Source organism: Viridibacillus sp. FSL H8-0110 (assembly GCF_038003565.1).
GTDB classification, from domain to species: Bacteria; Bacillota; Bacilli; order Bacillales_A; family Planococcaceae; genus Viridibacillus; species Viridibacillus arenosi.
Genome location: NZ_JBBOPJ010000001.1, coordinates 1173488 through 1188160, shown reverse-complemented (window position 1 = coordinate 1188160; position 14673 = coordinate 1173488). Strand labels below are relative to the sequence as shown.

Below are 14673 nucleotides of genomic sequence, written 5' to 3'. Positions count from 1 at the left end.
AAAAGGATTGAGAACTATAGAACATAGCACTCAACCCTTTTACTCATTCTAACTTTTTTTCTCTACCATATTAAATCCAAATGATTCCCATGGTTGAATTTTCTCAAGCAAATAAATTTCTTCCTGTACTACTTTGGCTACAATATTCGTACTTCCTGAATTCGGTATATCCTTTAGCACTAACTGTAACTCACCTTTGTAACGGATATCCTCATCATTATCTATCGTGATATCCCCTGTTTGAATATCAAATACATCATGCGGTTTGAATTGCTCCGCTTTATATTTAACTCGAGATTGTGTACTGCGAATCACATATTCAGAGACATCACCACGGTTAAAGTGAGGTTCTTCAAAGATGATTTTATTTTCCACCTCTGAATTTTCCGCTGATGGTACAATATCAAGTTCTAATTTTTGACGATTCAGTTTTCCTAATGCTTGTAGTTCTTCTTCAGTTGCATACATATTCCCAATGATCAAATCATCAATTAAGCCAGTATGCCAAAGATCTTTTGCTTGAACTGTGATAGGTAAACCGCGATGCTCTTCTAATGTAGGTAAGCCGTACGGTGTTTCCTCCCAAGGTCCATACTGCGCATAATTCGAAGAAATCATCGCCGCAGTACGAATATGATTATCTTTGAATAACTTTGAAGATTTAATAAAATGTTCTCTCGAAAGACCTGTATACTTTCTTGGATAGAAATTATGGCAGCCAATAATATTTTCACGGTTTGGTTGATAAGACAAAATATTTTCTACATATTTTGTACCGTTACTAATATTAAGCTCGACTTTTAAGTTAGAAACGTCCAATGACATGAACGCCTCCTCCTGTCCTGAGAATCCCATATCTAAGCGTAAAGCGGCTAAGTGATATTGCTCTTTCAAGAATGCGATATCTCTATAAGTTAAGCCTAATTCCTCAAAAACTTGCGGAGCGATGTCAGCGGAAATATCAAAGCCAAGCTGTTGCGCAAATTGATTAATTTGTTGTAACTTTTCTTTTTCCTCATTATTTTTCATAGACATTAGACAAGTGAATATCCGACTAAAACCGTGATCATGAGCTAGTTGGATATAGTTTTGCATTTCCTCTAGTGTGCTATGTTGAGGATAAATTGAAATTCCTAATCTTCTCATTTGAATACCTCCGCTTACCATCTATTAAACTTCTACTTTTTCTGCTACTTCTTTTTTCATCACTACTGATTGATTTTTTTTCGTTTCTTGTGTGCCTTCTGTTTTATCTAATTTAGCAGCTTTTGATGACATCATTACAAATGGTAGATAAATACATACTGAGATTGTTATTAATACTACACTCAGTAATCCACCAGTCCATGATTGTGTTGCTAACCAACCATTAATAATTGGTGGTGTTGTCCAAGGTGTTGCAATTGTCGCAGCTGGTACGAAGCCCCATTTTGTTGCGAAATAGGCAATTGTTACATTGACCATTGGAGTAAGAATAAATGGAATAACTAAAATTGGATTTAAAATAATAGGTAGACCGAACATTAAAGGTTCATTAATATTAAATAATGCTGGTGCTGCACCTATTCTACCTACCGTACTATATTGCTTATTCTTTCTAGCAAAAAGAATTATTGCGATTACTAAAGCAATTGTTGTTCCTGATCCACCCATATTAACGAAGGCATCAAAGAATGGCTTGTTAATAATATATGGTGCAGCTTCACCCGCATTTATTGCTTTAAGGTTTTCAGCAATAGCTGGAAGATTAATAGTTTGCATGAATGGGTCGATAATGTTCGCACCGTGAATACCGAATGACCATAAGAATACAGGTACGAAAGCTAATAGCAAACCTGCAGCCCATGTATTTGTTAGACCCATAAATGGTTCTTGAATCGTTGTATAGAATGAAGATATAATATCTGGAATATCAAAGCTTGTTGAAATAACTGTTCTTACCAACGCAAATGTTGCAATTGTAATAATAGCAGGTAATAAAGCTGCAAAAGATTTTGAAACTGCAGGTGGAACACCATCTGGCATTTTAATCAATAAACGTTTGTTACCTGATAACCTTGAAAATAGTTCTGAAGATAACAGAGAAACTATTAATGCGACGAATATCCCCCCGGTCCCGGTGGTTAATCCACTTAGGCCGCCTTCACCGAATGTTCCGAAAGTCATATAACAAGATAAACTGATTACCCCTGCAGTCAATCCATCTTTACCATAGCTCTTAGCTAAGTGATATGAAACTGTAAAGGCAAGAAGCAAGGACATAATAGCAAATGTAGCATTCCACATATTGCCGCCCCATTGCGTCCATGTTCCATGATCCCAAATAGAGTCCATTAGTTTTTGATATGCTTTAATTGGTAAACCATTGAATAATACCGCTAATGAACCGATAATTGTCAGTGGCATGATTGTAATAAAGCCGTCACGGATTGCAACTAAATGTCGCTGATTCCCAACCCTTGCTGCTACTGGAACGAACTTCTCCTCTAAAAAACGAAACATCCCTCTCCACACTCCCTTGTGTTATAGATTATTTATATGGTAAACATCAAAACTGATGTTAAGCCCCTTGTAGACGGTCATATAAATCAATAATTTCAATTGCTAAATCTTTAAAAGTAATAGCGTTCATCAAGTGATCCTGTGCATGGACTAACATGATAGAAACCTCTACTTTTTCTCCTCTAGCTTCTTGTGTTAATAACGCTGTTTGAGAGTGATGTGCTTCTATTAAAGATTTATTAGCTAATGTAATTTTCTCTTTAGCAGCGCTTACATTTCCTTGTTTAGCCAGTTGAATCGCTTCCATACAATCACTTTTTACGTTACCGCTGTGTAAAATCAGCCCCATAATTGACTGTAATAAATCTGTTTCTTGCATGACCGTAAACCTCCTTGATTATCCAATTAAATTAAGTGCATGTTGCAACACTTTTTCGCCGTCCATCATGCCATAATCACTCATATTAATTACTTCGATTGGGAAGTTTTTAGCTTTATATTTCGCTTCAAATGGTCCCTTTAAATAGCGTACTTGAGGTCCCAATAATAAGACATCGATATTTTTATTTGCTAATGTAGAATCAACTTCACTTTCTGAAATTGCGAAAATATCAGCAGCTAAATTTTGTCCCTCAGCAGCTTTTTGCATTTTAGTTACTAGTAAACTAGTACTCATACCTGCCACACAAACGAGCATAATATTCTTCATGAAGAGCACCCCTTTTTTGTAATTTAACTCCTAAATTGAGAATAGCAGAAATTGGTCTATACCACAATACCTTAAACGCGCTTTATTTTCCTTTTATTCGCATTTTATTATTGGCATATTCATAAATAGCTTGAATTCACTGATTTTTCTAATAACTGGTATAGTCCAAAGTTTTTTTCAAAATTTTTTTGATAAACTTTATATTCGTTTAAAAACACATTAAAAATATTCATAAAATGCCGGTTTTTCTGTTCTTAACGCTTTGTTCCAAAGCATTAAGGCTGAATCATCAAGTTGATGATCAGCGTATAGCATTGATTCTGCTATGCTTAAATATCCAACTATTAGAGCTGAAAAAATATTAATCGACAAAGATAGAATTTGGCCATTAGGTATGCTATCCATTTCAATTACTTCTGTTTGACCTTCTCGATTGATACAGTAAAGCTTCTCATTCCACTGGGCAAACGGGTCCTGAATACGTAAATACAACTTTTCCGTTAACTCTGCCCAATTGTATTCTTTTAAAAATGCTTCAACATCAACAATTCTCACCATACAATCTTGAACAAGCTCTTTCTTAAATTGTGGTTGGTTAAAGTGGAATCCGAAATGACTTGTTCCTGCTGTATTACCAGTAATGTGATAAACACTTGCACTATGAGACGAAATATAGCGCCACATTGCCTTCTCAGCAAAATGATCCTTTACAACAAAGTCTTTAATAATAAAAGTGAGATTTTGAATTTGATAGCGTACGAAACCTTGGATTTCATCGTCTTTATAATAAGCTGCAAAATGACTGTCGGGCTCTCTACGCTGAATTCTTTTCCACCAAGCTGTATCACGCTTCATAAAGCCATTCATTATCCCTGCATTGTCATTATAAAAAGTACATACCTCATCAAAAAGCTGTTCATCAAGCCATTCAAAACTAAATCTTTTTACAACATCTAACTGATTACCGAAATTAGGGAAGGCTTCAGTAGGTATTGAATAATTCAGCTTATCAAAAAATAATTCCCAACCGAAATAACGATAAAAGGAGACAGAAAATGGTGCTAATACAGAGATACATTGACCATTTTCTCGCATTTCTTCCAAAGCACGAGTCATCAATTTTTTCATAATCCCTCTATTTCGATACTCAGGATAAGTGCATACAAATCCAATACCGCCCATTTTGTATGTGGTTTGGTGGATTGTCATGTTTAGGGGTAGCACAAGCAATTGACCAACTAATTTTCTTCCATCATATGCTCCAATTGTTGTACTATATTCTACCCAATATTGAAAATCATCTCTTTTTTCACCAATATATTTATTCGAAAAACTATAATCTCGTAAACGATGAACTTGTTCACTGTCTTCTAGTGGTACTAATTGAATCATCAGCTTCTCCCCCTTAAGAGCACAACTATGTTAAATCTTTTAATTTTAAGAATAAATATTATTTATTTTACATTTTTTGTATAAAAAATGCCGACAATTCCAATCTTCAGGGGTTGCCGACATTCTATTGGCGACTAAGAAATTGCTTTCTTGTAATAGCCAGATTAATTGTTCGTGTTTAATAGTTTTGTCATATATTGTTCTACTTCCAAGGAAGTTGAAAGTGATAGTATCTTATCTAAATGTTGCGTTAATTCTAATTTTGAAAGGTCTGAAATTTGCGCACGTGCGCGCAAAATAGAAGAGGCACTCATTGAAAATTCATCTAAACCTAAAGCGAGTAAAATAGGTATAGCTATTTCATCTCCGGCCATTTCTCCACACATACCTACCCATTTACCATTCGCATGGCCAGCATCAATGACCATTTTCACAAGACGTAAAATGGCAGGATGGAATGGTTGGTATAAATAGGCAACTTTTTCATTCATACGATCTGCTGCTAAAGTGTATTGGATTAAATCATTTGTACCAATAGAAAGGAAATCTGCCTCTTTAGCAAATAAATCTGCAATAAGCGCAGCTGAAGGGATTTCTACCATCATGCCAATCTCAATTTCTCTTGAAACTTCAATTCCTTCTCTTAACAACTTCTCTTTTTCTTCTTCCAATAAAGCTTTTGCTTTACGGAATTCATCAAGTGTTGCAATCATAGGGAACATAATCTTCAAATTACCGTAGACACTTGCACGGAGAAGTGCACGTAACTGTGTACGGAAAATATCTTGTTGTTCCAAACAAAGTCTTATAGCTCTATGCCCTAAGAAGGGATTCATTTCTGGCTCCAATTTCAAATACGGTAATTCTTTATCTCCACCTATATCCAACGTTCTAACAACAGTTGGTTTTTGGCCCATTTTTTCAAGTACTGTTTTATAAGCAATATATTGCTCTTCTTCTGACGGCAATTCTTGACGATCCATATATAAAAACTCTGTACGGAATAAGCCAATGCCGTCACCGCCGTTAGCTAAAATATTGTCTACATCCTCTGGCTTACCAATATTGCCCGCTAATTCTACATGAAATCCATCAGCACTTATACTTTCCGCTGTTACAAATTGCTGGAACATTGCACTCTCTGCTGCTTGCTCTTCTTGAGCTAATAAATACTCAGCAATTATTTCTTCATTAGCATCTAATAAAACTGTTCCCTTTGTACCATCTAATATGATCTTAGCTCCGTGGGGTATATCTGTAGTTGCTATTTTTGTCCCTACAACAGCGGGTATTTCCATAGTTCTTGCTAAAATAGCCGAGTGAGATGTACGTCCCCCGATATTTGTCACAAAGCCTTTCACATGCGTTTTATCAAGCTGTGCAGTCATCGATGGTGTCAAATCATCAGCAACAATAATAACATCCTTTGATAAACGACTATAATCAGGTAATTCAATGCCCAATAAGTTCGCTAATAATCGCTTTGCTACATCACGAATATCAGCTGCACGTTCTTGCATGTATTCATTGTCCATAGATTCAAATAACTCGATAAACATAGTTGTTGTTTCTTGCAAAGCAAATTCAGCATTTACACCTTCACTTAGCTGAACATCAATTGCATTTAACATCTCAGGGTCTTGCAGGACTAATAAATGCGCAGAGAAAATTTCTGCTTTATCGTGCCCAAATTTTTTTTCCGCTGCTTCACGAATTGCTTCAAGTTCAATTTTCGTTTTAGAAACAATTTCTTTAAAGCGTAATTTTTCCGCTTCTATATCAGTAATAGTCAATTTGTCAAAGGTTAGATCCGGTTCTACTAAGCAGTACGCATTCGCAATAGCAATTCCGTTTGAGACAGCAATACCTTTAATCTCTAACATTCTTGTCCTAGGCCTTCTGAAATCATTAATTCTGAAACTTTTGCGATTGCTGCTTCTGCATCTGAACCTTCTGCTTTAATAGTAACAACTTCACCGGTTGGAACACCTAATGACATAACACCCAAAATAGATTTTAAATTGACTGTTTTTCCTTTGTACTCAAGCTGTATATCTGATGCGAAAGGTGTTACACCTGCAACCAATACCGTTGATGGACGTGCATGTAATCCTACTGAACTAGTAATTTTATAAGTTTTTTCCATATTAATCTCCCCCATACTAATATTTATTCGAAGTTTATTCTTCTACTATACTTCGCTATCATACAATCATTTTTTTCTTTACTACCGTCTAGATTTGCACTTTCAAATACTGGCGGCTCGACTCCTTCACTAGCTAAAATTTCAATCACTTGAGATAGTGTAGTATTCAAGATAGCAGAACCGATAGTCGTAGATGCGGGACCATACTGCACGCTATTTTTCCACAATAACCCATCACCTATTGGGATATGCGTATCTAATACGAAGTCTGCCATTTCTTCTAGGCGTTTTCCTGTACTATGTTTTGAAACTTGCTCTTTATAATGAAGTGACTGTAATGAAATAACACGCACCCCAGCTTCTTTTGCTAGTAATGCAACATCAATAGGTACAACATTTCTTCCTGATGTGGAAACAATTATTAATACATCATGTGGATTGAATTCAAATTGATGACGATGTTGCGAAACGAAATTTGGATCCTTCTCATTTGCAGAAGAGGTCAGTGCACCTTTATGTAACATCAATGGCTCAATGAATATGGGACGTACTGGTACTAATCCACCAGCACGATAAAAAGCTTCTTGTGCTAGAATATGGGAATGACCACAACCGAATAGTTGTAATATACCTCCGTTTTGGATACGCTCAGCTATCAATTCGGCTGCTTTTGTCATATTTGATTGTTCTTCTTCTACTATTACATTTAATAATTGTTGAACCTCTTGAAAATATTGATGCATGTTATCACCTCTGTATTTCACTAATAAATTTATAGCGATCTGCACGATATGTACTACGCACTAATTCAAACGGTATTCCAGTACTTAAATAACTTTTTCGTTCAATAATTAATACAGCTGATGGTTGCTCAATATTCAATAGCTTACTATCTTCTTTTGTTACTAGTGCCGCTTCCATTAACTGCGAAGCATGACCAATCTTTTGATGATGTCTTTCTTCTATTAGAGAGTATAACGAACCCAAAACCATACTTTTATCTAAGTCAGGAATGATTTCTACTGGTATATACGTTCGTTCAATAGCCATTGGTAGCTGATCTGCGTTACGAATTCGGACAACTGAAAATACTTCATCTCCCGTTTTCATTTGCAATGCCTTTGCAATATCAATTGGAGGTATAATTTTCTCAAAGCGAATAAGTTTATTACTTGGCTCATAGCCTCTTGAACGCATATCTTCTGTAAAACTTGTCAATCCGCTTAATGGTTGCTCTAATTTTGGATTCGCTACGTATGTACCGCGTCCTTTTTCTCTATAAAGCAAGCCACTATTTACTAAATTTGTGATGGCATGCCTTACGGTCATACGGCTTACACCTAACTGTTCAGAAAACTCTCTTTCAGAAGGAATATTCTCACCTATCTTATATTCCTCTTCGAAAATTTTACCTTTTAAAAATTCTTCAATTTGTATATACATTGGAACTGGTGAATTTTTATCTAACAAGCATTTCCCCACCTTTCATGTAGCCCCTACCAAAACTACAGCTTGTTATTTTTTTTCATATACAACTTTACCGCGACAGATAGTCTTTTGTACATTTAAATCTTCATCTAAAATAACTAGATCTGCATCCATCCCTTTACCGATATACCCTTTGGATGGTAATTCAAGCTGATTAGCAGCATTGTTGGAAGACATAGCTACTAATTCCTGCAATGTACATTTCGTGACAGCATGTATATTTTTTACAGCTTGTTCCATTGTTAGTACACTTCCAGCTAACGTACCATCGGATAAATGTGCACCCGTTTCAGTTACATGTACCGCTTGGCCGCCTAAATCATAAACACCATAATCCAGACCTTTCGCCCTCATGGCATCAGTTATCAAAATAACTCGAGATGCTCCCTTTAATCGATAAGCGAATATAACAGATTTAGGGTGACTATGGATGAAATCTGCTATAATTTCTACCTTCAAATCATCTTCTAGTAATACATCTCCAACAACACCTGGTTCTCGATGATGAAAAGGACGCATTTGGTTATATAAGTGAGTTGCTTGTTTTGCGCCGATTCCAACGGCATGCTCTATTTCATCAGATATAGCATCTGAATGACCTAATGATACAACGATTCTTTCTTTACTAATTTTCTCGATAAATTCAAAACCATTATTTACTTCGGGAGCTACTGTAATTTGTTTTATGCGACCTTCACTAAGTTCTTGCCAGTGATGAAACTGCTGAATAGACGGTTCAATAATATATTGTATCGGTTGTGCCCCGGCTCTTTCCTTTGATATATATGGACCTTCAACATGTATCCCTAACATTTCCGCCTCATTTAAAGTCCCTTTAAAAGTTGCAGCATTTTTTAAAGTTGCTTCAATCGCATCTACTGACTGCGTCATAGTCGTTGCAAGAAAACTTGTCGTCCCCTCTTTAGGTAACGAACGAGCTATGCCTCGCAATGCTTCTTCTGTTGCGTCCATGGCGTCAAAACCAGCTGATCCGTGTATATGCATATCAATATATCCGGGGAAAACAATCCATCCTTTAGAGGTCCCATCAATAGTATGCTGTGCTTGAATACTTAATCCCTTACCTACTTTCGTAATTTTACCTTCTTCCAGGTAAATATCACCTACAAATGCATCTTGGTCATAGTTAACGATCGTTACATTTGAAATTAGAATTGTTTCACTCATGTACAATATCTCCCAATTAAAACCAGAAAAAATCATCCCTTCTTTCTGATTTTCAGTATCCTACCTTACCTCAGCTAGCTATTAATTAATCGAAGTATTTCAATGCTTATTTTATACATTTTTTGTTCTTTGATAATAACCATCTCGATCTGAAAGAGCTTCCTATAGCGGAAACCGATCATTACAAAAGAATATATTGAATTGAGAACTTCGAAGACTTATCCATTTTTATGCAGGAACTCTAATTTAAAACCTTCCCTATATATCTCCCAAATTACTATATGGTATAGTTGTCTATACCAATTATAAAACGTTTCCATATAAATGAAAAGCAAAAGTTCTTAATTCCTTTAATTTATTGAATAAATAGAATAGTAAATCTTTTAAAGGTATAACAAGTTGTTTAATAGCTTCTTTTCTTAATTCAAACTCTTAAATAATAAGTTGAATCATACAGCATTTCATCAAAAATGATTCTCTTATATTTAAAATATATTCTCTTTCAGGAACAATTACTACTCTTACCTACACTTTTTTCATCTTCGTTTTACAAAAAACTTTCAAGAGCCCATAGGAAACAACGCCCATTCACTTGAAAGCTTCATTTAAACATTCTATTTAGATTACTAAATCAGTTAACACAGTAACATTCGGATGTTTTTTCAAGATTGTTACTGGTATTTCTTCAGTCACTTCACCTTTTAACAATGCTTCTAAAGCAGTACGTTTCTTCTCGCCAACCGCAATTAATAAAATTTGTTCTGCACGCATGATTGAAGAAATACCCATTGTAATTGCCTTAGTAGGTACTTCATCTAGAGAATTAAAAAATCTTGCATTTGCTATTCTAGTCGATTCTTCAAGTTCAACAACATGTGTTTCACTATCAAACGCTGTGCCAGGTTCATTAAAACCTATATGCCCATTTTCTCCAATTCCAAGTAATTGGAAATCTAACTTCATTTTTTGTAAAAGCGCTTCATAACGAGCAGCTTCTTCATGTGGATCTTGTGCCTCTCCATTAGGTAAATTAGATTTTTTAAATGGCTTTTCATTGAAGAGCTGTTGTTTCATAAACGATATATAACTTTCAGGATGCGCTTTCGGAAGTCCGACATACTCGTCTAAGTTAACACTTTCACACTGAGTAAAATCAAGTTCACTATTACGAATCCGCTCATAAAGAGGAAGCATAGTTCCACCTGTAGCCAAACCAAAGTTTTTGGAACCGTTATGTACCGCCTCTTTTAGAACGTTAAATGCTCGATCATATAATGTATCTAAATCAATAATCGTTTCAACCTTTAATGCTGTTTTTATGTGATTACTCATCTCCATTAATACACCTTCTCATTTCAATTTATTTACTTACACTTTAAACCATTATTTCTATGGAAGCCAACAAAAAAATAAAAAAATGTTTATTTTCCCAATATTATACCAATAGTAATGAAAAAATGATCGATTTCACACTTTAATATCCTTAGTCGAAAAAATAATTCAAACGAATTAATATAATTATATAAATTTTACAATAAAATCAATTTTATAGTATTTAAATCTAAAATTAATGTTTGAAAGTAAAATAAAACCCCTCTCAATTTTCTTTGAGAGGGGGGTGATTTAATAGTTAACGAATCCCGATTGTGCCGTCTAAAAATCTAATCGTTTTGAACCCGCAATAAGCAGGTGGGTGTTCTCTTCGAAATTTTAAACGTCCCATGACAGGCATGTTCGCCATTTCAAAATGTGAACTCCCAACGATAAAATGTTCGGTCAAAACTGATAAGCTTATAACGAACACATCAGGATTCGCTTTAAATACATATTACCATATTAATTCTGACAATTCAAAAGATTTACTTCTCGTCAGCCAATGTTTTTGTGCGGATATTTAACTCATCTAATTGCGCTAATGATACTGTACTTGGCGCATTTGTTAAAACACAACTTGCACTTGCAGTTTTAGGGAATGCAATTGTATCACGTAAGTTGTCACGACCAGCCAGTAACATAATGAAACGGTCGAGACCGAATGCTAAACCACCGTGTGGAGGAGTTCCATACTCAAACGCATTCATTAAGAAACCAAATTGTTCTTTTGCTTCTTCATCAGTGAAACCAAGTGTTTTGAACATTTTTTCTTGTAAATCTTTTTCGTGAATACGTAATGATCCGCCACCAAGTTCGTAGCCATTTAATACGATGTCATACGCTTGTGCTTTAACTGCACCCGGTTCAGTAACCATTTTTTCAAGATCTTCATCAAATGGACGAGTGAATGGGTGATGTGCTGCATAGTAACGGTCATCATCTTCGCTGTATTCAAGTAATGGCCACTCTGTAATCCATAGGAATGCAAAACGAGATTCATCAATTAATCCAAGGTCTTTTCCAAGTTTTTTACGTAAAGCACCTAGTGAATCAGCAACAACTGATTTTTTATCAGCTACGAATACTAATGTATCACCTGGTTCAGCTTGCATACGTTCAACAAGTTTTTCACCAAATTCATCATCAAAGAACTTACCGATTGGACCAGTTAATCCTTCTTCAGTTACTTTAATCCACGCAAGACCTTTCGCACCGTAACGACCAACAAATTTTGTTAGTTCATCAAGATCTTTACGAGAGTATTTGTCGTTTGCACCTTTGATATTAAGACCTTTTACTTGGCCTCCGTTTTCAACAGTACTTGCAAATACTTTAAAGTTACAACCTGCAACAACATCGCTTAATTCAATAAGTTCTAAGTCAAAGCGAACATCAGGCTTATCAGAACCGTAACGAGACATTGCATCTTTATAAGTCATACGTTGGAATGGAGCTGGAATATCAATTCCTTTAACTTCTTTCATAACTTTTTGAATTAATTTTTCGTTTAATTCGATGATTTCATCTTGTGACATGAAACTCATTTCCATATCAATTTGAGTGAATTCAGGTTGACGATCAGCACGTAAATCTTCATCACGGAAGCAGCGTGCGATTTGGAAGTAGCGCTCAAATCCACCAACCATTAATAATTGTTTAAATAATTGTGGTGATTGTGGTAAAGCGTAAAATTCACCTTCATGTACACGTGAAGGAACTAAATAGTCACGTGCGCCTTCTGGAGTTGACTTTGTTAAGATTGGTGTTTCAACTTCTAGGAAGCCTTCATCTTGTAAAAAATTACGAATTACTTTTGTCACGTCAGAGCGAAGTTTGAATGTATCGAACATTACTGGACGACGTAAGTCTAAGTAGCGGTATTTTAAACGAAGATCTTCGTTTACTTCAGTGCGATCCTCAATTGCAAACGGTGGTGTTTTAGCTTTGTTAATGATTGTTATTTGATCAATTAAAACTTCAACCATACCAGTTTCCATGTTTGGATTGATCATTTCCGGATCACGTAATGCTACAGCACCTTCTACTTCTACAACGAATTCGCTACGAAGAGAATCCGCAATATCTAGTGCTTCTTGAGAATTTTCTGGGTTGAAAACGATTTGTACAAGTCCTGTACGATCACGTAGGTCAACGAAAATTAGTCCGCCGAAATCGCGACGACGTTGTACCCATCCTTTTAATACAACGCGTTCGCCTTCATGAGCGCCACGTAAAATACCACATTCATGCGTTCTTTTTGCCATGATTATTTCCTCCAATTATTGTACCTTATGTTTTGTTAAATAGTTCACTAAGTCATGGAATGGTACTTTTTCTTGGCTACCCAATTCCATGTTTTTCACATTAGCAGCTTGTTCTTCTAATTCTGACTCACCCAGTACGATGACCCACTTAGCACCTAAACGATCTGCTGATTTCATCTGCGCTTTCACTTTACGACTCGCATAATCAAGCTCAGTTGAAATACCTTTTGCTCTAAATGAACTTGCTAATTCTACTGCTTTCAACTTCGCTTGATCGTCCATTGCAACAATATACATATCAAGTGCATTGTCTGTATCAAGTGAACGTCCTTCTGCTTCAAGCGCAAGTAATAGACGTTCGATACTCATTGCAAATCCAATACCAGGTGATTCTGGACCACCGATTTGTTCAACTAAACCGTTATAGCGACCACCACCACATAAAGTAGTAATTGCACCTAGGTCCGTTGCTGTACTCATAATTTCAAAAGTCGTGTGGTTATAATAATCCAAACCACGTACTAAGTTTGGATCTACTTCATAGGTAATGCCTAACACATCTAAGTATTTTTTAACTGCTTCAAAATATGCTGCAGATTCCTCATTTAAGTAATCTGTTAGTGCTGGCGCAGTAGCCATTAAAGGATTTTCGCGATCTACTTTACAATCTAAAATACGTAATGGATTTTTTTCTAGACGATTTTGACAATCTGAACAGAAATCATCGATATGTGGTTCGAAATGTTTTATTAATGCATCACGGTGAGCTGCACGAACATCTGCATCACCTAAAGAGTTAATCACTAATTTTAAGTTTTTCAATCCAGCTGTTTCATACACATCCATTGCAAGTGCAATTACTTCTGCATCAATCGCAGGATCTTTACTACCAATTGCTTCTACTCCGAATTGGACAAATTGGCGGTAACGCCCAGCTTGTTGGCGTTCATAGCGGAACATAGGACCAATGTAAGATAATTTTACTGGTTGATCAGGTTGACCGAACATTTTGTGTTCAACGTAAGAACGTACAACAGCCGCTGTACCTTCTGGACGAAGTGTTAAAGAACGATCTCCTCTATCTTTGAATGTGTACATTTCTTTTTGCACGATATCAGTCGTATCACCAACACTACGTTGGAATAATTCCGTCTGCTCGAAAATTGGAGTGCGAATTTCTTGATATCTATATACTTGGCAAAGCTGACGAATGATTTCCTCAACCTTTTGCCATTTTTCAGACTGTCCAGGTAATATATCTTGAGTGCCTCTAGGTACTTTATAATTCATCACATTTACTCCTTTCAAAAATTCAGATTAACTGTGGACAAACGCTGTCCTTTATCTCACGATTTTCTATGATGAAACTAAAAAAGCTCTCGCCCCTTGCAATAAATGCAAGGGACGAGAGCTGTATAAGCTTCCGCGGTTCCACCCTAGTTGATCTAGTATAACTAAATCCTCTCATTCGGATAACGGCCGATTCCGTTTTCTCCTAATAAGCCAATGCCTTTCGAAGAAAAACCTCTCGAGTGTTATTCACTATACTGTACTGTAGAAAAGATTTCAGCCTCGTCTTTTCCTCTCTTATCAGCCTTAAAAATATAGTT

At 35.9% G+C, this 14673-nt stretch carries 13 protein-coding genes, 1 other RNA gene and 1 other annotated feature (1 of these 15 running past the window's edge); all 14 genes read right to left on the bottom strand.

The genetic code is table 11. The annotated features are described in order from the left end of the window. Nucleotides 1–48: 48 nt before the first annotated feature. A complete protein-coding gene (locus MHH98_RS05835) occupies nucleotides 49–1146 on the bottom strand; it encodes a DUF871 domain-containing protein (RefSeq protein ID WP_038187308.1) in 1098 nt (365 codons plus the stop codon). A 24-nt stretch (nucleotides 1147–1170) separates the two neighbouring features. After that, complete coding sequence (locus tag MHH98_RS05830; RefSeq protein WP_038187311.1) at nucleotides 1171–2502, bottom strand: PTS sugar transporter subunit IIC; 1332 nt, start codon at nucleotides 2500–2502, stop codon at nucleotides 1171–1173. 58 nt (nucleotides 2503–2560) lie between these two features. Beyond that, a complete protein-coding gene (locus tag MHH98_RS05825; protein WP_038187314.1) occupies nucleotides 2561–2881 on the bottom strand; it encodes a PTS lactose/cellobiose transporter subunit IIA in 321 nt (106 codons plus the stop codon). Between the two features lie 18 nt (nucleotides 2882–2899). Continuing rightward, nucleotides 2900–3211, bottom strand: coding sequence for a PTS sugar transporter subunit IIB (locus tag MHH98_RS05820; RefSeq protein WP_038187317.1), 312 nt, complete (start codon nucleotides 3209–3211; stop codon nucleotides 2900–2902). 219 nt (nucleotides 3212–3430) lie between these two features. After that, nucleotides 3431–4603 (bottom strand): GNAT family N-acetyltransferase, encoded by a 1173-nt coding sequence (locus tag MHH98_RS05815; protein ID WP_235175758.1) that lies wholly within the window; start codon nucleotides 4601–4603, stop codon nucleotides 3431–3433. 164 nt (nucleotides 4604–4767) lie between these two features. Continuing rightward, nucleotides 4768–6486 (bottom strand): phosphoenolpyruvate--protein phosphotransferase, encoded by a 1719-nt coding sequence (gene ptsP, locus MHH98_RS05810; RefSeq protein ID WP_038187320.1) that lies wholly within the window; start codon nucleotides 6484–6486, stop codon nucleotides 4768–4770. Continuing rightward, entirely contained in the window at nucleotides 6480–6749 is a 270-nt protein-coding gene (locus tag MHH98_RS05805; RefSeq protein WP_038187323.1) for a phosphocarrier protein HPr, read from the bottom strand. Before MHH98_RS05805 ends, ptsP begins: the two co-directional genes overlap by 7 nt. 23 nt (nucleotides 6750–6772) lie before the next feature. Beyond that, nucleotides 6773–7492, bottom strand: coding sequence for a sugar isomerase domain-containing protein (locus MHH98_RS05800; protein ID WP_038187325.1), 720 nt, complete (start codon nucleotides 7490–7492; stop codon nucleotides 6773–6775). Nucleotides 7493–7496: 4 nt separating this feature from the next. Next, nucleotides 7497–8219 carry a GntR family transcriptional regulator gene (locus MHH98_RS05795; RefSeq protein WP_038187327.1) on the bottom strand — a complete coding sequence of 241 codons (723 nt, stop codon included), beginning with the start codon at nucleotides 8217–8219 and terminating at the stop codon, nucleotides 7497–7499. A gap of 45 nt (nucleotides 8220–8264) precedes the next feature. Further along, the gene (gene nagA / locus MHH98_RS05790) at nucleotides 8265–9425 is read right to left on the bottom strand and encodes an N-acetylglucosamine-6-phosphate deacetylase (RefSeq protein WP_076064911.1); all 1161 of its coding nucleotides are present in this window, start codon (nucleotides 9423–9425) and stop codon (nucleotides 8265–8267) included. 618 nt (nucleotides 9426–10043) lie between these two features. Continuing rightward, entirely contained in the window at nucleotides 10044–10763 is a 720-nt protein-coding gene (locus tag MHH98_RS05785) for a glucosamine-6-phosphate deaminase (RefSeq protein ID WP_281489739.1), read from the bottom strand. A 295-nt stretch (nucleotides 10764–11058) separates the two neighbouring features. Then, nucleotides 11059–11240, bottom strand: a non-coding RNA gene (gene ssrS / locus MHH98_RS05780) — 6S RNA. 44 nt (nucleotides 11241–11284) lie between these two features. Beyond that, on the bottom strand, nucleotides 11285–13063 hold the full coding sequence (gene aspS / locus MHH98_RS05775; protein ID WP_038187331.1) for an aspartate--tRNA ligase: 1779 nt from the start codon (nucleotides 13061–13063) through the stop codon (nucleotides 11285–11287). Between the two features lie 15 nt (nucleotides 13064–13078). Continuing rightward, entirely contained in the window at nucleotides 13079–14353 is a 1275-nt protein-coding gene (gene hisS / locus MHH98_RS05770) for a histidine--tRNA ligase (RefSeq protein ID WP_076064912.1), read from the bottom strand. Between the two features lie 107 nt (nucleotides 14354–14460). After that, nucleotides 14461–14673, bottom strand: a binding site (T-box leader) (it continues 23 nt past the right edge of the window).